The organism is Pseudomonas parafulva (assembly GCF_002021815.1).
GTDB classification, from domain to species: domain Bacteria; phylum Pseudomonadota; class Gammaproteobacteria; order Pseudomonadales; family Pseudomonadaceae; genus Aquipseudomonas; species Aquipseudomonas parafulva_B.
In genome coordinates this window covers 620,540-638,184 of sequence record NZ_CP019952.1, presented here as the reverse complement: position 1 = coordinate 638,184, position 17,645 = coordinate 620,540, and the positions used below count along the sequence as shown (strand labels likewise).

General features: G+C 63.0%; 17 protein-coding genes. 7 read left to right on the top strand and 10 right to left on the bottom strand.

Annotated elements, in window-relative coordinates; all coding sequences use genetic code 11:
• Nucleotides 1-22 precede the first annotated feature (22 nt).
• On the top strand, nucleotides 23-862 hold the full coding sequence (locus B2J77_RS02775; RefSeq protein WP_023534628.1) for an HlyC/CorC family transporter: 840 nt from the start codon (nucleotides 23-25) through the stop codon (nucleotides 860-862).
• A gap of 8 nt (nucleotides 863-870) precedes the next feature.
• Nucleotides 871-2,388, top strand: a complete 1,518-nt coding sequence (gene lnt / locus B2J77_RS02770) for an apolipoprotein N-acyltransferase (protein WP_078477939.1) — start codon at nucleotides 871-873, stop codon at nucleotides 2,386-2,388.
• Nucleotides 2,389-2,433: 45 nt separating this feature from the next.
• Here the strand turns inward: lnt and B2J77_RS02765 are convergent, their stop codons facing one another.
• Nucleotides 2,434-3,195 carry a YdcF family protein gene (locus tag B2J77_RS02765; protein WP_078477938.1) on the bottom strand — a complete coding sequence of 254 codons (762 nt, stop codon included), beginning with the start codon at nucleotides 3,193-3,195 and terminating at the stop codon, nucleotides 2,434-2,436.
• Between the two features lie 115 nt (nucleotides 3,196-3,310).
• Nucleotides 3,311-3,625 (bottom strand): hypothetical protein, encoded by a 315-nt coding sequence (locus B2J77_RS02760; protein ID WP_078477937.1) that lies wholly within the window; start codon nucleotides 3,623-3,625, stop codon nucleotides 3,311-3,313.
• Between the two features lie 224 nt (nucleotides 3,626-3,849).
• Here B2J77_RS02760 and leuS point away from each other — a divergent pair, with 224 nt between their 5' ends.
• From leuS to B2J77_RS02735, 5 genes are all read left to right on the top strand, one after another.
• Entirely contained in the window at nucleotides 3,850-6,456 is a 2,607-nt protein-coding gene (gene leuS, locus B2J77_RS02755) for a leucine--tRNA ligase (RefSeq protein WP_078477936.1), read from the top strand.
• Nucleotides 6,457-6,517: 61 nt separating this feature from the next.
• On the top strand, nucleotides 6,518-7,123 hold the full coding sequence (gene lptE, locus B2J77_RS02750; protein WP_078477935.1) for an LPS assembly lipoprotein LptE: 606 nt from the start codon (nucleotides 6,518-6,520) through the stop codon (nucleotides 7,121-7,123).
• Between the two features lie 40 nt (nucleotides 7,124-7,163).
• Nucleotides 7,164-8,201, top strand: coding sequence for a DNA polymerase III subunit delta (holA, locus tag B2J77_RS02745; protein ID WP_078479383.1), 1,038 nt, complete (start codon nucleotides 7,164-7,166; stop codon nucleotides 8,199-8,201).
• Nucleotides 8,202-8,361: 160 nt separating this feature from the next.
• Nucleotides 8,362-8,526 (top strand): alternative ribosome rescue factor ArfA, encoded by a 165-nt coding sequence (arfA, locus tag B2J77_RS02740; protein ID WP_078477934.1) that lies wholly within the window; start codon nucleotides 8,362-8,364, stop codon nucleotides 8,524-8,526.
• 60 nt (nucleotides 8,527-8,586) lie between these two features.
• Nucleotides 8,587-9,897: a lytic murein transglycosylase gene (locus B2J77_RS02735; protein WP_058638953.1), complete on the top strand. Its 1,311-nt coding sequence runs from the start codon at nucleotides 8,587-8,589 to the stop codon at nucleotides 9,895-9,897.
• Between the two features lie 82 nt (nucleotides 9,898-9,979).
• Here B2J77_RS02735 and B2J77_RS02730 read toward each other — a convergent pair whose 3' ends face one another.
• From B2J77_RS02730 to rodA, 8 genes are all read right to left on the bottom strand, one after another.
• On the bottom strand, nucleotides 9,980-10,918 hold the full coding sequence (locus B2J77_RS02730) for a S66 peptidase family protein (protein WP_058638952.1): 939 nt from the start codon (nucleotides 10,916-10,918) through the stop codon (nucleotides 9,980-9,982).
• Nucleotides 10,919-11,026: 108 nt separating this feature from the next.
• On the bottom strand, nucleotides 11,027-12,043 hold the full coding sequence (gene lipA / locus B2J77_RS02725) for a lipoyl synthase (protein ID WP_058603537.1): 1,017 nt from the start codon (nucleotides 12,041-12,043) through the stop codon (nucleotides 11,027-11,029).
• Between the two features lie 2 nt (nucleotides 12,044-12,045).
• Complete coding sequence (lipB, locus tag B2J77_RS02720; protein WP_058638951.1) at nucleotides 12,046-12,693, bottom strand: lipoyl(octanoyl) transferase LipB; 648 nt, start codon at nucleotides 12,691-12,693, stop codon at nucleotides 12,046-12,048.
• Nucleotides 12,693-12,968, bottom strand: a complete 276-nt coding sequence (locus B2J77_RS02715) for a DUF493 domain-containing protein (RefSeq protein WP_058603535.1) — start codon at nucleotides 12,966-12,968, stop codon at nucleotides 12,693-12,695. Before B2J77_RS02715 ends, lipB begins: the two co-directional genes overlap by 1 nt.
• Nucleotides 12,969-13,040: 72 nt before the next feature.
• Nucleotides 13,041-14,201, bottom strand: coding sequence for a D-alanyl-D-alanine carboxypeptidase family protein (locus B2J77_RS02710; protein WP_023534573.1), 1,161 nt, complete (start codon nucleotides 14,199-14,201; stop codon nucleotides 13,041-13,043).
• 267 nt (nucleotides 14,202-14,468) lie between these two features.
• Nucleotides 14,469-15,476 (bottom strand): septal ring lytic transglycosylase RlpA family protein, encoded by a 1,008-nt coding sequence (locus tag B2J77_RS02705; protein ID WP_058603534.1) that lies wholly within the window; start codon nucleotides 15,474-15,476, stop codon nucleotides 14,469-14,471.
• On the bottom strand, nucleotides 15,476-16,486 hold the full coding sequence (gene mltB / locus B2J77_RS02700; RefSeq protein WP_058603533.1) for a lytic murein transglycosylase B: 1,011 nt from the start codon (nucleotides 16,484-16,486) through the stop codon (nucleotides 15,476-15,478). Before mltB ends, B2J77_RS02705 begins: the two co-directional genes overlap by 1 nt.
• 17 nt (nucleotides 16,487-16,503) lie before the next feature.
• Entirely contained in the window at nucleotides 16,504-17,607 is a 1,104-nt protein-coding gene (rodA, locus tag B2J77_RS02695; protein ID WP_042139378.1) for a rod shape-determining protein RodA, read from the bottom strand.
• Between the last annotated feature and the right edge of the window lie 38 nt (nucleotides 17,608-17,645).

The window sequence follows — 17,645 nt, the reverse complement described above, 5'->3', positions numbered from 1 at the left end:
ACCAAGGATCACGAGAACCGCCATGAGCGAAGATCGATCGAGCAACGGGCAGAAGTCCTGGCTGGGTAAACTGACCCAGGCTTTTGCCCATGAGCCGAAAAACCGCCAGGAGCTCCTGGAGCTGCTGCGCGAAGCACATCAGAACAAGCTGCTGGACAGCGAGGCGCTGACCATCGTCGAAGGTGCCATCCAGGTGGCGGACCTTCAAGTGCGTGACATCATGGTGCCGCGCTCGCAGATGAACAGCATCAAGGCCGGTCAGTCGCCTCGCGAGTTCCTGCCGGCGGTGATCGACGCGGCGCACTCGCGCTACCCGGTAATCGGCGAAAGCCATGACGATGTGCTCGGTGTCCTGCTCGCCAAGGACCTGCTGCCGCTGATTCTCAAGGAGAACGGCGACAACTTCGACATCAAGACGCTGCTGCGCCCGGCCACTTTCGTGCCCGAGTCCAAGCGCCTGAACGTGCTGCTGCGCGAGTTTCGCGCCAACCACAACCACATGGCCATCGTCATCGATGAATACGGCGGCGTGGCTGGCCTGGTGACCATCGAGGATGTGCTCGAACAGATCGTCGGCGATATCGAAGACGAACACGACGTCGAAGAGGACAGCTACATCAAGCCGCTGCCCAACGGCGACTTCCTGGTCAAGGCACTGACGCCGATCGAGCACTTCAACGAGTCCTTCGACAGTGCGTTTTCGGACGATGAGTTCGACACCGTCGGCGGTTTGGTGATGAGTGCCTTCGGCCATCTGCCCAAGCGCAACGAAACCACCGAAATCGGCGCGTACAAATTCCGCGTGCTCAACGCCGACAGCCGCCGGATACACCTGCTGCGCCTGACCCCGATCAACCGTTAAGGAACGACATGCGCTGGATCACCCGCCCCGGCTGGCCCGGTAACCTGCTGGCCCTGGCGGCCGGCGCTTCTACCCTCCTGGCCCTGGCGCCATTCGATCTGTGGCCACTGGCGCTGCTGTCCATCGCCCTGCTCTACCTGGGCCTGCGCGAGCTTAGCCCGCGCCAGGCCTTGTGGCGTGGCTGGTGGTTCGGCTTCGGCCTCTACGGCGCCGGCACCTGGTGGATCTACGTCAGCATGACGAACTACGGCGGCGCCTCGCCGCTGTTGGCCATCGCGCTGCTGGTTGCGTTCTTTGCGGCCTTGGCCTGGTTCTTTGCGCTGCCCACCTGGTTGTGGGCACGCTGGTTGCGGCGCAACGAGGCGCCGCTTGCCGATGCCCTGGGCTTTGCTGCCCTGTGGGTGGCGCAAGAGGCGTTTCGCGGCTGGTTCCTCACCGGCTTCCCGTGGTTGTACGCAGGCTACAGTCAGCTGGACGGCCCGCTGGCCGGCCTGGCGCCTCTGGGCGGGGTGTGGCTGGTGTCGTTTGCGTTGGCGCTGACGGCTGCGCTGCTGTGCAACCTCAACCGTTTGCGTACCCGTCCGGGCTTTCTTGCCATCGCCTGCGTGCTGCTGCTCACTCCCTGGGCGGTAGGATTGGCACTCAAAGGGCATGCCTGGACTACTCCGGCAGGCGACCCACTCAAGGTCGCTGCCATTCAGGGCAACGTCGAACAGGACGTGAAGTGGGACCCGGCGCATATCGACGCCCAGTTGGCCCTGTACCGCGATCTGAGCTTCAGTTCAAAACCTGCGGACTTGTTGATCTGGCCGGAAACGGCGGTACCTGTGCTCAAGGACCAGGCGCAAGGGTATATCGACATCATGGGGCGCTTCGCCGCAGACCGGCATTCGGCCCTGATCACCGGCGTGCCGGTTCGCGAGGTGGTGCACCGTCAGCGTCGCTACTTCAACGGCATCACCGTCACGGGCGAAGGCGACGGCACCTACCTCAAGCAGAAGCTGGTGCCCTTTGGTGAATATGTCCCGCTGCAGGACATGCTGCGGGGGCTGATCGAGTTCTTCAACCTGCCCATGTCGGATTTCGCCCGGGGCCCTGAGGACCAACCGCTGCTCCAGGCCAAGGGTTATCAGATCGCGCCTTATATCTGCTACGAGGTGGTCTACCCCGAGTTTGCCGCCGGCCTGGCGGCACGTAGCGACTTGCTGCTGACCATCAGCAACGACACCTGGTTCGGCACTTCCATAGGCCCGCTGCAGCACTTGCAGATGGCCCAGATGCGTGCGCTTGAAGCCGGCCGCTGGATGATCCGGGCCACCAACAATGGCGTGACGGCCTTGATCGACCCGTTCGGGCGCATCACGACCCAAGTGCCTCAGTTCCAGCAGGCAGTGATGTACGGCGAGGTGGTGCCGATGCAGCAGCTGACGCCTTATCTGCAATGGCGTTCCTGGCCGCTTGCAATCGTTTGTGGGTTGCTGCTGGTCTGGGCGTTGATGGCCGGGCGTGTGGCCAGGGCAGTGTGACGGGGCTTTGAAGTTGACGTTCCACGGGGCTGTTGCTCAGCCCTTTCAGTAGAACAACCGATACCCCACCAGCCCAGCCACCTCATTGAGCAACTGCCCGCTCTGCCACATGGCCCGGCTTTCCGGCAGCCAACCTGCGAATGGCCGCGCCGGATCACGGCCGAGGAAGCCGACTGGCGCGGGTACCACTTCGAAACCTGCCTGCTCGAAGCTCCAGCGTGAGCGCTGCATGTGCCAGGCCTGGGTCACCACCACGACGCGGCGTATCCCCAACGGCTCAAGCACACTCGCCGAGTGCTGGGCATTTTCCCAGGTGGTGCGGCTCGCCTGCTCCAACCACTTCACCTCAATGCCGAAGTCGTCATGCAGGCTGTCGGCCATCAGCCGCGCCTCGCTGGGTGGTGTGCCGTAGTGCAGCCCGCCGCTGGTCAGCACCGGTAGCCCGGACGCCTTGGCCAGGCGAGCGGCAAAGCGCAGCCGCTCCAAGGCCGTGGGCGTCGGCTGGTCGACACCCGCCCAGGCAGGGTCGCCCCGTTCACGCCCTGCGCCCAGCACGACGATGGCATCGGCCCGCTGCTTGAGGCCAGCCCAGTCCTGCCCGGCTAGCGCAGGCTCCGTCTCCAGGGCTCTTGCCAGGTACTGAACGGCCACCGGCAAGCTGGTCATCCACAGCCCGCCTAGCCCTGCCACAAAGCACACAGCGGCCAGCCGGGGGCGACGCCTGCGCAGCCACCAGGCTGAAAGCAGCAGGAGAAACAGCACGCCTGGGGGTAACAACCACTGTTTGATGAAATACCGGATGGGCATGCACACCTCCTTCGAAGGTGTGCAGACTAAAAGCATCGGCGCCGGCCAACAACATGGCCGGCGTCGATCAAGGTCGGATTACTGTGCAAACCCTTGAAAAGCGCCGCGCAAACCCCTAGCGGCGGGAGGCCTTGCGTGGGCGTGGCGTGCGCACTGTGCGCTTGATGTCCTTGAGCCAGATGATCCTGGCCGACGCAGGTTCAGCTTGCGGCCTGAGGTTTGCAGCCTCGTCGGCGCGTTTCTGGAAGGTATCCAGATAAGTTTTGATCACCTCGAACTCGGCGCGGCTCAAACCACGCAACTCCAACTCGGCTGGCGCCTCGTCCCGAAGCCGCATGGACGTTCTGGCTGTATCCAGGGCAAGCCCGAGCCTATCGATCAGGCGCTCATAGAGTTCTGGTTTTCCTGCAGGTAGCTGCGACTCTCCCATTCGTTCACCTCATTGAAGATAACGATTATCTCCCCCACCCGAGAGCTTAGCGTCGTTGCGAAAAGCAGCCCGACGCTGCGACCAGCGGCCATTCGCAACGAACGTTTCCCACGATGCGCGGCGCTGCTGTATGCTACGGCGTTCACTCCCGATGACACCGGAGTGCCGGACGCAGCGAGGTTCGCTGCCTGGAAAGGTCTCCTCTCTCTCAGCCAAAAGTAGCCATGCACGAACAATACACGCCCCGTGATATCGAAGCCGCCGCCCAGAAATTCTGGGACGAGCAACAATCGTTCGCTGTTACCGAACAGCCAGGCAAGGACACGTACTACTGCCTGTCGATGTTCCCGTACCCGAGCGGCAAGCTACACATGGGCCACGTGCGCAACTACACCATCGGCGACGTGATTGCCCGCTACCAGCGCATGCTGGGCAAGAACGTCCTGCAACCTATGGGCTGGGACGCTTTCGGCATGCCTGCCGAAAACGCGGCGATGAAGAACAACGTCGCCCCGGCCAAGTGGACCTACGAAAACATCGACTACATGAAGACCCAGCTCAAGAGCCTGGGCCTTGCCATCGACTGGGCCCGCGAGGTCACCACCTGCAAGCCCGACTACTACCGTTGGGAGCAGTGGCTGTTCACCCGCCTGTTCGAGAAGGGCATCATCTATCGCAAGAACGGCACCGTTAACTGGGACCCGGCTGACCAGACCGTGCTGGCCAACGAACAGGTCATCGACGGACGCGGCTGGCGTTCCGGCGCGCTGATTGAAAAGCGCGAAATCCCGATGTACTACTTCCGCATCACCGACTATGCCGACGAGCTGCTGGAAAGCCTCGACGAGCTGCCGGGCTGGCCTGAGCAGGTCAAGACCATGCAGCGCAACTGGATCGGCAAGTCCCGCGGCATGGAAGTGCAGTTCCCGTACGATCAGGCCAGCATTGGCCACACCGGTACGCTGAAAGTCTTCACCACCCGCCCGGACACGCTGATGGGCGCTACCTACGTGGCAGTCGCCGCCGAGCATGCGCTGGCCACCCAGGCGGCCCAGGGCAACCCGGCGCTGCAAGCCTTCATCGATGAATGCAAGGGCGGCAGCGTGGCCGAAGCGGACATGGCCACCCAGGAAAAGAAGGGCATGGCCACTTCCCTGCTGGTCGAGCACCCGCTTACCGGTGAGAAGCTGCCGGTCTGGGTCGCCAACTACGTGCTGATGCACTACGGCGACGGTGCAGTCATGGCTGTGCCAGCCCACGACGAACGCGATTTCGAGTTCGCCCGCAAGTACGACCTGCCGGTCAAGGCCGTGGTGCGTACCAGTGCCGGTGACGAGGTCGGTGCCCAGTGGCAGGCCGCCTATGGCGAGCATGGCCAGCTGATCAATTCCGGCGAATTCGACGGCCTGGATTTCGCCGGCGCCTTCGACGCCATCGAAGCGGCGCTGGTGCGCAAGGACCTGGGCAAGTCCCGCACCCAGTTCCGCCTGCGCGACTGGGGCATCAGCCGCCAGCGTTACTGGGGCTGCCCGATTCCGATCATCCACTGCCCGTCTTGCGGCGATGTGCCGGTGCCGGAAGACCAGTTGCCGGTTACCCTGCCCGAAAACGTGGTACCGGACGGTGCAGGCTCGCCGCTGGCGCGCATGCCCGAATTCTACGAATGCAGCTGCCCCAAGTGCGGCGCTGCGGCCAAGCGCGAAACCGACACCATGGACACCTTCGTCGAGTCCTCGTGGTACTTCGCGCGCTACGCCTCGCCCAACTACGAAGGCGGCATGGTAGACCCGAAAGCGGCCAACCACTGGCTGCCGGTCGACCAGTACATCGGCGGCATCGAACACGCCATCCTGCACCTTCTGTATGCGCGCTTCTTCCACAAGCTGATGCGTGACGAAGGCCTGGTGACCTCGAACGAGCCGTTCAAGAACCTGCTGACCCAGGGCATGGTCGTGGCCGAAACCTACTACCGCGTCGCCAGCAACGGCGGCAAGGACTGGTTCAACCCGGCCGATGTCGAAGTCGAGCGCGATGCCAAGGCCAAGATCGTCGGCGCGCGCCTGAAGACCGATGGCCTGCCGGTTGAGATCGGCGGCACCGAGAAGATGTCCAAGTCCAAGAACAACGGCGTCGATCCCCAGTCGATGATCGAACAGTACGGCGCCGATACCTGCCGCCTGTTCATGATGTTCGCCTCGCCGCCCGACATGAGCCTGGAATGGTCCGACTCAGGTGTGGAAGGCGCTAGCCGCTTCCTGCGCCGCGTCTGGCGCCTGGCCCAGGCCCACGTTGCCCAGGGCTTGCCTGGCAAGCTGGAGGTGGCAACCCTGGATGACGCGCAGAAAGTGATCCGCCGCGCCATCCACGCCGCCATCAAGCAAGCCAGTACCGATGTAGGCCAGTACCACAAGTTCAACACCGCCATCGCCCAGGTGATGACCGTGATGAACGTGCTGGAAAAGGCGCCGCAGGCCACCGCGCAGGACCGTGCCCTGCTGCAGGAAGGCCTCGAAGCCGTCACCCTGCTGCTGGCCCCGATCACGCCGCACATCTCCCACGAGCTGTGGAAGCAACTGGGCCATGACCAGGCCGTCATCGATGCCGCCTGGCCTGCAGTGGATGAAGCCGCGCTGGTACAGGACACCGTGACCCTGGTGGTGCAAGTCAATGGCAAGCTGCGTGGCCAGATCGAGATGCCAGCCGCAGCCAGCCGCGAAGAAGTCGAAGCCGCCGCGCGCAGCAACGAGAATGTCCTGCGCTTCATCGATGGCCTGGCCATCCGCAAGGTCATCGTAGTGCCGGGCAAACTGGTCAATATCGTCGCCAACTGATGGCAACGCCCGTTCGCAGGCTCTGCGCACGGGCGGAACAGGCTCACGAGGGAGCAACAACATGATCAAACGCAATCTGCTGGTAGTTGGCCTGGCGGTCATGCTCAGCGCCTGCGGGTTCCAACTGCGCGGCACGGGCACCAGCGAAATGAGCGTCAAGGAGATGGACGTCAGCGCGCGCAACGCTTACGGCCCGACCGTGATTCAACTGCGCGAAGTGCTCGAGCGCAGCGGCGTGAACGTCCACGCAGGCGCACCGTACCGCCTGGTGCTGACCAACGAACAGGAGCGCCAGCGCGCCGTTACCTACAACAGCGGCAACCGCACGGCGGAATTCGAGCTCACCACCGAGCTGGACTACAGCATCCATGGCCTGAACAACCTGGAGCTGACCAGCGACAAGGTCGAAGTGCGCAAGGTCTATGTGCGTGACGCCTCGAACATCACCGGTTCCGAGCAGGATGCCAAACGCGCCCGTGACGAGATGCGCCGCGACCTGGTCAATGCCATGGTCGTGCGCCTGCAAAACCTCACCCCTGCCCAGCTCGATGAATTGCAGCGCAAGGCCGATGAGCGTGCCAAGGCCGAAGCGGATGCGCTGGAAGCCGCGCGTCGCCAGCAGGCCGAGACACCGCAGCAATCGCCGCTGGAAGTGCCGGGCAACTGAGCCCGTGCAGGGCGCTGTCTGGCGCCCTGCCCCCGATGCCATGAAACTCGCCCCCGCTCAACTCACCAAACACCTGCAAGGCTCACTCGCGCCCGTCTACGTGGTCAGCGGCGATGACCCGTTGCTGTGCCAGGAAGCGGCCGACGCCATCCGCAGCGCCGCCCGCCAGCAAGGTTTCGACGAGCGCCAGGTGTTCAGTGCCGATGCCAACTTCGATTGGGGCACCCTGCTGCAAGCAGGTGCGAGCCTGTCGCTTTTCGCCCAGCGACGCCTGCTGGAACTGCGCCTGCCCTCGGGCAAGCCGGGTGAAAAGGGCGCTGCCGCATTGCTGGAATACTGCGCCCGCCCTGCCGAAGACACGCTGCTGCTGATCAGCTTGCCAAAGCTCGATGCCAGCGCGCAGAAGACCAAATGGGGCAAGGCACTGGTCGAGGGTGATCATTGCCAGTTCATCCAGATATGGCCCGTGGACGCGCATCAGTTGCCCCAATGGATCAATCAGCGGTTGCAACAGGCAGGCCTGAGTGCCCAGCGTGACGCCGTGGACCTGATTGCTGCGCGCGTGGAGGGCAACTTGCTCGCGGCCGCGCAGGAAATCGAAAAGCTCAAGCTGCTGGCCGAGGGCAACGTCATCACCCTGGAAACGGTCCAGGCCGCGGTGGCGGACAGCGCGCGCTTCGATGTCTTCGGGCTGGTCGACGCCATTCTCAAGGGTGAAGCCGCCCATGCCTTGCGCATGCTCGAAGGCCTGCGCGGCGAAGGCGTGGAGCCCCCGGTGATCCTCTGGGCCCTGGCCCGTGAACTGCGGCAACTGGCGGGCCTGGCCCAGCAGTTCAGCCAGGGCGTTCCCCTGGACAAGGCCTTCAGCCAGGCACGCCCACCCATCTGGGACAAACGCCGCCCCTTGGTCAGCAAGGCCCTGCAGCGGTTACCCGCCCAGCGCTGGTCGCAGCTGCTGCAGGACGCCCAGCGTATCGACGCCCAGATCAAGGGCCAGGCGCAAGGTTCTCCCTGGACAGGCCTGGCGCGCCTGGTGCTACTGATGGCCGGCCAGCGCCTAGCGCTGCCTGCCCAATAGTCGAAGCCCTGCCTATAGAGCCCGCGCTTGTTGGCCATGGCCGGCAAGCCGCCTCATGAGGCCTGGATGACACTCACGACCATATAAACAATCAATTGGCCTGCCCACGGCCAAGCCTGCACAGTGCAGCCCGCACTGTCCCAACGCAGGAACCACTTTCATGAGCAAAAAACCAACCAAGCAAGGCCATAACAAGGCCAAGTCCATCGTCGCCCAGCCCCTGTTCCGTTGCCGTCGGGAACGGCCGGAGAAAGGCAAGGGCAGCTACCGCCGCGAAGCCTTCCAATCGAGAGATTGGGAGGCTTCTTACTTTTTGGCGGCATGAAGGCATCCGTAGCGCAGGCATGATATGGTCATCACCTGACCTGCAGACCTGGACCTGTGCATGCTCTACCGTCTTTTTCCTCGTTGGGAAACCCGCCAGCTCGTTGCGGCCTCCAGCTTCATCCTGCTCGTTGCCTGTGCGGAAAAACCCACGGCAGCCGATGCATTGCCCCTCGCCCAGGCGCAGCCGGCACCTGTCGTGAATGCACCTGGCAAGGCGCCAGACAGCAACCCAGATATCCAGCCGTCCCAAACCTTTGCCCAGTGGCAAGCAGGTTTCCGCCAGCAGGCCCTACAAGCGGGCATTGCCCCGGAAATTTTCGACAAGGCGTTTCTCGGCGTCACGCCGGACATGGACGTGATCAAGGCTGACCGAAGCCAGCCAGAGTTCACCCGGCCAGTCTGGGAATACCTGGAAGGTGCCTTATCCCCCGTACGCGTACGCAACGGCAAAAGGCTGCTGGAGCAGAACGCCGAGCTGCTGACCCGCCTGGAACAGCGCTACGGCGTTGATCGCCAGATCCTGGTCGCGGTATGGGGCATGGAAAGCAACTTCGGCCAGTTCCAGGGCAGCAAGTCAGTGATCCGCTCCCTGGCCACTCTGGCCTACGAAGGACGACGCCCACAGTTTGCCCAAGACCAGCTGATTGCCGCCCTGCAGATCATCCAGCACGGTGATATTCAGCCTGATGCGATGCGCGGCTCCTGGGCCGGCGCCATGGGCCAGACCCAATTCATCCCGACCACCTACAACACCCATGCCGTGGATTTCGACGGCGATGGCCGCCGCGATATCTGGAACAGCACGCCCGATGCCTTGGCCTCCACTGCACACTACCTTCAAAGCTCAGGCTGGAAGCGTGGCCAACCTTGGGGGTTCGAGGTGCAGGTACCGGCAGGCTTCGATTATTGGCAAGCTGACGGGACCTCGCGCAAGCCGATCGCCGAATGGCTGGCCATGGGCCTGACACTGCCTGCTGGTACGCAGTTGCCAGCCGGTAGCAATGAGCTGCCAGCCGCCCTGTTGCTGCCCGCTGGCGCGCGAGGCCCGGCATTCCTGGTTCTCGACAATTTCCGCGCCATCCTTAAATACAATAACTCATCGGCTTACGCGCTGGCCGTCAGCCTGCTGAGCGATCGCTTCACCGGCTGGGGCTTCATCGCTGGCAGCTGGCCCAAGGACGACACCCCCCTGAGCCGTAGCGAGCGCATGGAGTTGCAGAACTTGCTCAATGCCAAGGGCTTTGAGGCGGGCAACGCCGATGGGATCATTGGCGCCAACACCCGCAAGGCCATCCGTAATGCCCAGCAGGGCCTGGGCTGGCCAGCCGATGGCTATCCGACGCACAAGCTCCTGGAGAGCCTACGGTAGCCACACGCTCTCGCTGACTGGCAACAATGCGGGTCCCCCTGGGCACGGTAACCGTGACCCTGGGGTGGCCTTGGCGCCAGGCTCATGCCTGGAACAGCGCCTGCTCCAGCACCAGGCGCTGCCGCTCGCTGTCCAGCGTTACTCGAGCACCTAGCGGCAGGCAGATATTGGGGTCACAGTGCCCACTGCGCCATCCGGCCAGCACAGGGACGCCCAAAGGGCCGAACGTGTCGCGCAGCAGCGGTGCCAGCGCCGCCGCGGTAATACCAGCAAAGTCCCCTACCAGCACACCCCTGATGCCTTCTAGCTTGCCAGCTAGCCGTAACTGCGTCAGCAGGCGATCGACTCGGTACAACGGCTCGTTCACGTCTTCGATGAACAGGATGCAGCCCTGGGTATCCAGCTCTGCCAAGGTCCCAAGGGTCGCACCCAGCATCGACAAGTTCCCACCCAGCAGCGGGCCACTGGCACGGCCGGGGAAGACCGTGTGCAAGGGGAACTGCGCTGGGTGCGTGATCGGGTCACCGGCTGCCACCTGCCCGCTCAACTGCGCCACCAGCGACGATTCGGTGGGTGCCTGCTTGCCACCCAGCAGGTCGGCGTTGAGCATGGCCCCGTGGAAGCTGATCATCCTCGTGTGACGGTAGAGCGCCGCATGCAAGGCGGTGATATCGCTGTAGCCAATCAAAGGCTTGGGGTGGTGTTGCAACAGCTCGAAATCGAGCTTGTCCAGCAGGCGCATGCTGCCGTAGCCGCCACGCATGCACAGAACCGCGTCGATGGACGGGTCCCGAAAGGCGTCGTGCAGATCCTGAAGCCGCTGCGCGTCGGCGCCTGCCAGGTAGCCCTCGGACTGAGTCGCACCTGGATAGACCCGGCAGCGGTAGCCGCGCTCGGCGAACCACTGGGCCGCTTTGTGCACATCCAGACGCGCCGGGCCTGCCGGGGCAACCACGGCAAAGCAGGCATCGGGCTCAATGGCCTTGCGCAGTGGCAAGGCAGAAGGTTCTACGCAGTTCATCGGGCAACTCCATACGGCTTGTCACAAACAGCTTACGGCTTGGCTGGTAGAAAAAAAAATGCCGACGCGGCCTTGCGGCGCATCGGCATTTCTCTTTTTACGGTCAGATCAGAGTTTGATCTTGGCTTCGTGCGCTTGCTGGTCGGCATGGTAGGACGAGCGCACCAGCGGGCCGGAAGCGACGTTCTTGAAGCCCATGCGGTAGCCTTCCTCGGCGAACCAGGCGAAGGTGTCAGGGTGCACGAAACGCTGTACCGGCAAGTGGCTGCGCGATGGCTGCAGGTATTGACCCAGGGTGAGCATGTCGATGTCGTGCTCGCGCATGCGGTGCATGACCTCGATCACTTCTTCGTCGGTCTCGCCCAACCCGAGCATCAGGCCAGACTTGGTAGGAACATGCGGTACCAGCTGCTTGAACTTCTGCAGCAGGTCCAGCGACCAGTCGTAGTCCGAACCCGGGCGAGCGGCCTTGTACAGACGCGGCACGGTTTCGAGGTTGTGGTTGAACACATCCGGCGGCTCCTGAGCCGTGATCGCCAGCGCGACGTCCATACGGCCCCGGTAATCCGGCACCAGGGTTTCAAGCTGCACGCCTGGCGACAAAGCGCGGATTTCGCGGATGCAGTCGGCGAAATGCTGGGCGCCGCCATCGCGCAAATCATCACGGTCAACCGAGGTGATGACCACGTACTTCAGGCGCAGGTCGGCAATGGCCACCGCAAGGTTCTTCGGCTCGTCCACGTCCAACGGCTTGGGACGGCCATGCCCCACGTCGCAGAACGGGCAGCGGCGCGTGCAGATGTCGCCCATGATCATGAAGGTGGCGGTGCCGCCCGAGAAGCACTCGCCCAGGTTCGGGCAGGAGGCCTCCTCGCAGACGCTGTGCAGCTTGTGCTTGCGCAGCAGTTGCTTGATGCGGTCTACCTCGGGCGAGACCGGGATACGCACACGGATCCAGTCAGGCTTCTTGGGCAGCTCGTCAGTGGGGATGATCTTGACCGGGATGCGCGCGACCTTGTCGGCGCCTCGCAGCTTGACCCCAGCTTCGACCTTCTTGGGGGCGGAGCGCGGCGTAGCGTCCTGGGTTGGGATCAGGTTCGGCACGGCTTCTTGCACAGTAGTCATATTCAGTCGATTCCGCCCGTGAGGGTCGTCTGCTCTGCGTAGTCGAGGTGCTTGACCAGCTGTTCGCGCAGCCTTGTCCTGACCTCGTCGAGTTCGATCGGGCCTGCCAGGTCACGCAGCTGGGTCATCGCCAGCCCCGCATAACCGCAGGGGTTGATTCGGCAAAAGGGCGCCAGGTCCATGTCCACGTTCAAGGCAAGGCCATGAAAGGAGCGGCCGTTGCGGATACGCAGGCCAAGCGAAGCGATCTTCGCGCCGTCCACATACACACCGGGTGCATCGGGTTTGGCAGCGGCCTGCACCGCGTAGCCATCGAGCAAAGCGATCAGGCTGCGCTCGATGCGGCTGACCAGGTCGCGTACGCCAAAGCCCAGGCGGCGTACATCCAGCAGCAGGTAGGCCACCAGCTGGCCTGGCCCATGATAGGTCACCTGGCCACCACGGTCGGCCTGCACCACGGGGATATCGCCCGGCACCAGCAGGTGCTCGGCCTTGCCAGCCTGCCCTTGCGTGAAGACCGGCGGGTGTTCGACCAGCCAGACTTCATCCTGGGTATCGGCAGTGCGCTGCTCAGTGAAACGCCGCATGGCCTCGAGCACCGGCTCATAGGGCTGCAGGCCAAGTTCGCGGACACCGAGGCAGCCGGGCATCACAGCACCATTTTCACGATGCCGGTGGCACGCAGGGCGCTGTTGATGTCGTGGAGCTGGTTTTCGCTTTCGGCCACGATGTGCAGTTGCACGGTGGTGTACTTGCCTTCCTTGCTCTGGCGTTCGGCCAGCGTGGAAAGATCGACCTTGGCGTATTTGCTGAGCACTTCGATCACGGTGTCCTTGAAGCCGACACCAGTGTCACCAATGACTTTGATCGGGTAGTCGGCACAGGGAAATTCGATTTTATGAGACTTGACGTCTGGTTCGCTCATGGCGGAAACGGCCTCGCAAGCCGTGGCAACAACAACACCCCCGCGATCACGCGGGGGTGTGCAGGTCACGTGTCAGTTGAACAACCCGTAGAAGAATAGACGGATGCTATCCCACATACGGCGGAAGAAACCACCTTCCTCGACGCCATCGAGGGCGATCAGGTCGGCGCTGTGAACCACTTTGTCGTCCAATTTGACTTCAACCTTGCCGATCACGTCACCCTTGGCAATGGGTGCGGTCAGTTGCGGGTTCATGGTCATCGAAGCCTGCAGGCGCTTGAGCTGGCCCTTGGGCATGGTCATGGTCAGGTCTTCGGCAAGGCCTGCCTTGACTTCGCTGGTGGCGCCTTTCCAGACCGGCGCCTTGGTCAGCTCGGTGCCTTTCTGATAGAAGGTCTGGGTTTCGAAGAAGCGGAAACCGTAGGTCAGCAGCTTCTGGGTTTCGGCAGCACGGGACTGCTCGCTGTTGGTACCGAACACCACGGCGATCAGGCGCTGCCCGTCACGTACCGCCGATGCCACCATGCAGTAGCCAGCCTCTTCGGTGTGGCCGGTCTTCAGGCCGTCCACGGTCTTGTCACGCCATAGGAGCAGGTTGCGGTTAGGCTGCTTGATGTTGTTCCAGAAGAACTCTTTCTGCGAATAGATGGCGTAGTGAGCCGGATCGACATTGATGATCGCACGGGCCAGGATCGCCATGTCGTGAGCAGAAGAATAATGCTCCGGGTTAGGCAGGCCGGTGGGGTTCATGAAGTGACTGTTGGTCATGCCCAGGTCGGCAGCGGTCTTGTTCATCATGTCGGCGAACGCGTCTTCGCTGCCGGCGATGTGCTCGGACAGGGCGACGGACGCATCGTTGCCGGACTGGATGATGATGCCGTGCAGCAGGTCGCTGACGGTCACCTGGCTGCCCACCTTGATGAACATGCGCGAGCCGCCGGTGCGCCAGGCGTTTTCGCTGACGGTCACCGGGTCGTTTTCGCCGATCTGGCCACGGCGGATGTCCAGCGTGGCGATGTAGGCGGTCATCAGCTTGGTCAGGCTGGCTGGCGGCAGACGCTCGTCACCGTTGTTCTCGACCAGCACGTTGCCGCTGGACGCGTCCATGAGTACGTAGGACTTGGCTGCCAGTTGAGGCGGCGCGGGCGTCATCTGCTCGGCCGCGAAGGCTACCGGAGTGAGCAGGAGCAATACGGGCAAGCAAAGTCGTTTGGCAAGGTTGGTGATGTTCATCCGTCTCTCGAAAATCGCTTAATGGTCTGGAGATGTTTTCTGGGCAAGCACACGGCCCAGCACCGGTCAGTCTAGTTATTGGCCTGAGGCCTGGCCCGGCAACGTGCGACAGGGTGCCGCTGCGGGCAAAACCGGCATTGTACATGGCTGAGCCTGTCAATTCATGACAAAACCGCCACATTGCACCGTGCTTGCCCGTAGGTGAACCCCACACGCAGGCTGTTCATACCGTGCGCGAGGGGTCGGTCATCCTGCCGGGACGCCTGGTCAGTCAGCTGTGACCAGCTTGGCCTGCCCTAGGTTCGCCAGGCGAATGCTGTTCTGCGCCTGCTGGACTTCACCCTGGCTGTTGATCGGCCCCAGGCGTACACGATGCAATGTCTGCTGGTTACGCACGACCGAGCTGATGAACACCGGTGCGCTGACCATGCTGCTGAGCTTGGCGCGCAGCAGCTCGGCCGCATCCGGGTTGGCGAAAGCGCCGACTTGCAGGAAGCTGCCGCCAGTGCCAGCAGGCACGTTGTTGCCGCCCACCTGCACCGGCACCACCGGTGCTGCATGCTGCTGTGGCGGCGGCGTCCACTGCTCTACCCGACCGGAGCTGGCCGGGATCGCCTGGGTCTGGGCCACCTGGGGCTCCTTGAGCACCATGGGTGGCGTCTGGCCACGTTGCGCCCACCACTGCTGGGGGTCGATGCCTTCGACGCGTACATGGGCAGTGCCGATCTCGGCGTAGCCCAGCTTCTTCGCCGCCGCGTACGACAAGTCGATGATGCGATCGGAATAGAACGGGCCGCGATCGTTCACCCGCAGGATAACGCTGCGACCGTTAGCCAGGTTAGTCACCTTCACATAGGCGGGCAGTGGCAGTGTCTTGTGCGCGGCACTCATGCCGTACAGGTCGTACAGCTCGCCGTTGGCGGTGTTCTGGCCATGGAACTTGGTGCCATACCACGACGCCGTGCCCTCGGCGCGGTAGTTGCGCGCATCCTGCATCGGGTAGTAGGTCTTGCCCAGGACGGTGTAGGGGTTGGCCTTGTAGTTGCCGGTGTGCAGGGTGGGCGTGGCATCGGGGATCTTGTTGACGTCCACATCCCACCACGGCGCACCGTCCTTGTGGGCACGGTTGATGTCCAGGCCGGGCTGGCTGCGCACCACGCTCGCACCGCTGGAACTCTTGGGCGCCGGGCGGCTGGAGGAGCAACTGACCAATGCCAGGCCGATGGCTGCGCAGGTGATCAGTTTGAAGGAAGTGGTAGAGAAAATTGCGCGCATTAGTTGACGCCCCGTGCTTGGACCAGCTGTTGCGCAAGCTGATGCACCGCCATGGCATACATCACGCTGCGGTTGTAGCGAGTGATCGCGTAGAAATTCTTCAGCCCCACCCAGTACTCGGGGCCGTTCTCACCCTCCAGGCGGAAGGCCGTGACGGGCAGATCATCGCGCAGCGAATCATGAACCGACCAGCCAAGGGCACGCAACTCTCCGACCGTGCTGGCCGGCTCGATACCGGTGGTCAGGCCTTGATCGGCGCGCTCGCCCTGCACGGTTGCGCGGCTGACCACTTCCTCTCCGGCCATCCAGCCATGGCGCTTGAAGTAGCTCGCCACGCTGCCGATGGCATCATCGGGGTTGGTCCAGATGTTGATGTGCCCATCACCGTCGAAGTCCACGGCATAGTTGCGAAAGCTGCTGGGCATGAACTGCGGCAGCCCCATGGCCCCGGCATAGGAGCCCTTGAGGGTCAGGGGATCGAGCTGTTCTTCACGGGCCAGCAGCAGGAACTCACGCAGTTCCTTGCGGAAGAATTCGGCGCGGGGGGGATAATCGAAGCCCAGGGTGGACAACGCGTCAAGCACCCGGAAGTTGCCCGTGTTGCGCCCGAAAAAGGTTTCAACGCCAATGATCGACACGATGTATTGTGCCGGCACCCCGTATTCCTGCTCGGCCCGCGCCAGCACGGCCTCGTGCTGACGCCAGAAGTCCACGCCCCGCGCAATGCGCGCGTCGGTGAGGAACATGGGGCGATATTCCTTCCAGGGCTTGACCCGTTCGGCGGGCCGCGAAATCGCATCGAGGATCGACTGCTTGCGCTGCACTTCACGGAACACGCCCATCAGTTGTTCTGGGGCAAAACCATGGTCGCGGCTCATCTGGCCAACGAATTCGGCCACCTGGGGCGAGTTGTCGTAGTCGCCAGCCTCGGCCAGCTGTACAGCGCCAAACAGGCTCACCGCACCAAACCACGGCGCACAACGGGTAGCCCAGTTACGCACTGCTTGCATGTAATTGTTCACCTTATTCAAACCTGTGCGATCCACTTTCGATGCGTGTGGATCGACATCAGAACGCCAAACGCTGACAGCAGCGTCACCAATGAAGTTCCGCCATAGCTAATGAAGGGCAACGGCACGCCGACGACGGGCAAAAGGCCACTTACCATCCCGATATTGACGAACACGTATACAAAGAACGTCATGGTCAAGCTGCCTGCCAGCAGCTTGCCGAACAATGTCTGTGCCTGCGCCGTGATCATCAGGCCCCGGCCGATCAGCAGCAGGTAGACGATCAGCAACAGGCAAATGCCCACCAGGCCGAACTCCTCGCCCAGCACGGCGATGATGAAGTCGGTGTGGCTTTCAGGCAGAAAGTCCAGGTGCGACTGGGTGCCCAGCAGCCACCCCTTGCCGAACACGCCGCCAGAACCAATCGCTGCCTTGGACTGGATGATGTTCCAGCCCGTACCCAGCGGGTCGCTCTCCGGATCGAGGAAGGTCAGCACCCGCTGCTTCTGGTAGTCGTGCATCACGAAGAACCACATGGCCACCGCCACCGGCACCGTGGCCGCCAGCACGCTGAGAATCCAACGCCAGCGTAGGCCGCCCATGAACAGGACGAAGGCACCGGAGGCCAGGATCAGCAACGCCGTACCCAGGTCCGGCTGGCGCACGATCAGGATGAACGGCACGCCAATCAATACCAGGCTGATGGCCACATGCTTGAGGTGCGGCGGCAGGGTGCGCTTGGACAGGTACCAGGCGATGGTCGCCGGCATGATGATCTTCATGAACTCGGAGGGCTGGAAGCGAATCACCCCGGGTATGTTGATCCAGCGCGTCGCACCCATGGCGTTGTGGCCCATCACGTCCACCACCACCAGCAGCAACACCCCGGTGAGGTAGGCCAGTGGCACCCAGCGCGCCATGAACCGTGGCTCGAGCTGGGCGATGACGAACATCGATACCAGGCCGATGCCAAACGAGGTGGCCTGCTTGAGCAACAGGTCCCAGTTCTTGCCGCTGGCCGAATACAGCACGAACAGGCTGCCTGCGGCCAGGGTCAGGAGGATGATCAGCAAAGGACCATCGACGTGGATGCGCTGCAGGAAGCTGGCGCGCCGACGCATCACATCCTCGCTGGAGAGCATGCGATCGAAATTGTTCA

Excerpts from the sequence above, each read along its gene's own strand:
- lipA (WP_058603537.1), bottom strand. The coding sequence starts at position 12,043 with ATGACTACTGTGCAAGAAGCCGTGCCGAACCTGATCCCAACCCAGGAC.
- B2J77_RS02765 (WP_078477938.1), bottom strand. The coding sequence starts at position 3,195 with ATGCCCATCCGGTATTTCATCAAACAGTGGTTGTTACCCCCAGGCGTG.
- leuS (WP_078477936.1), top strand. The coding sequence starts at position 3,850 with ATGCACGAACAATACACGCCCCGTGATATCGAAGCCGCCGCCCAGAAA.
- holA (WP_078479383.1), top strand. The coding sequence starts at position 7,164 with ATGAAACTCGCCCCCGCTCAACTCACCAAACACCTGCAAGGCTCACTC.
- B2J77_RS02775 (WP_023534628.1), top strand. The coding sequence starts at position 23 with ATGAGCGAAGATCGATCGAGCAACGGGCAGAAGTCCTGGCTGGGTAAA.
- B2J77_RS02715 (WP_058603535.1), bottom strand. The coding sequence starts at position 12,968 with ATGAGCGAACCAGACGTCAAGTCTCATAAAATCGAATTTCCCTGTGCC.
- B2J77_RS02710 (WP_023534573.1), bottom strand. The coding sequence starts at position 14,201 with ATGAACATCACCAACCTTGCCAAACGACTTTGCTTGCCCGTATTGCTC.
- arfA (WP_078477934.1), top strand. The coding sequence starts at position 8,362 with ATGAGCAAAAAACCAACCAAGCAAGGCCATAACAAGGCCAAGTCCATC.
- B2J77_RS02705 (WP_058603534.1), bottom strand. The coding sequence starts at position 15,476 with ATGCGCGCAATTTTCTCTACCACTTCCTTCAAACTGATCACCTGCGCA.
- lptE (WP_078477935.1), top strand. The coding sequence starts at position 6,518 with ATGATCAAACGCAATCTGCTGGTAGTTGGCCTGGCGGTCATGCTCAGC.
- B2J77_RS02760 (WP_078477937.1), bottom strand. The coding sequence starts at position 3,625 with ATGGGAGAGTCGCAGCTACCTGCAGGAAAACCAGAACTCTATGAGCGC.
- lnt (WP_078477939.1), top strand. The coding sequence starts at position 871 with ATGCGCTGGATCACCCGCCCCGGCTGGCCCGGTAACCTGCTGGCCCTG.
- B2J77_RS02735 (WP_058638953.1), top strand. The coding sequence starts at position 8,587 with ATGCTCTACCGTCTTTTTCCTCGTTGGGAAACCCGCCAGCTCGTTGCG.
- B2J77_RS02730 (WP_058638952.1), bottom strand. The coding sequence starts at position 10,918 with ATGAACTGCGTAGAACCTTCTGCCTTGCCACTGCGCAAGGCCATTGAG.
- lipB (WP_058638951.1), bottom strand. The coding sequence starts at position 12,693 with ATGCCCGGCTGCCTCGGTGTCCGCGAACTTGGCCTGCAGCCCTATGAG.
- mltB (WP_058603533.1), bottom strand. The coding sequence starts at position 16,486 with ATGCAAGCAGTGCGTAACTGGGCTACCCGTTGTGCGCCGTGGTTTGGT.
- rodA (WP_042139378.1), bottom strand. The coding sequence starts at position 17,607 with ATGCGTCGGCGCGCCAGCTTCCTGCAGCGCATCCACGTCGATGGTCCT.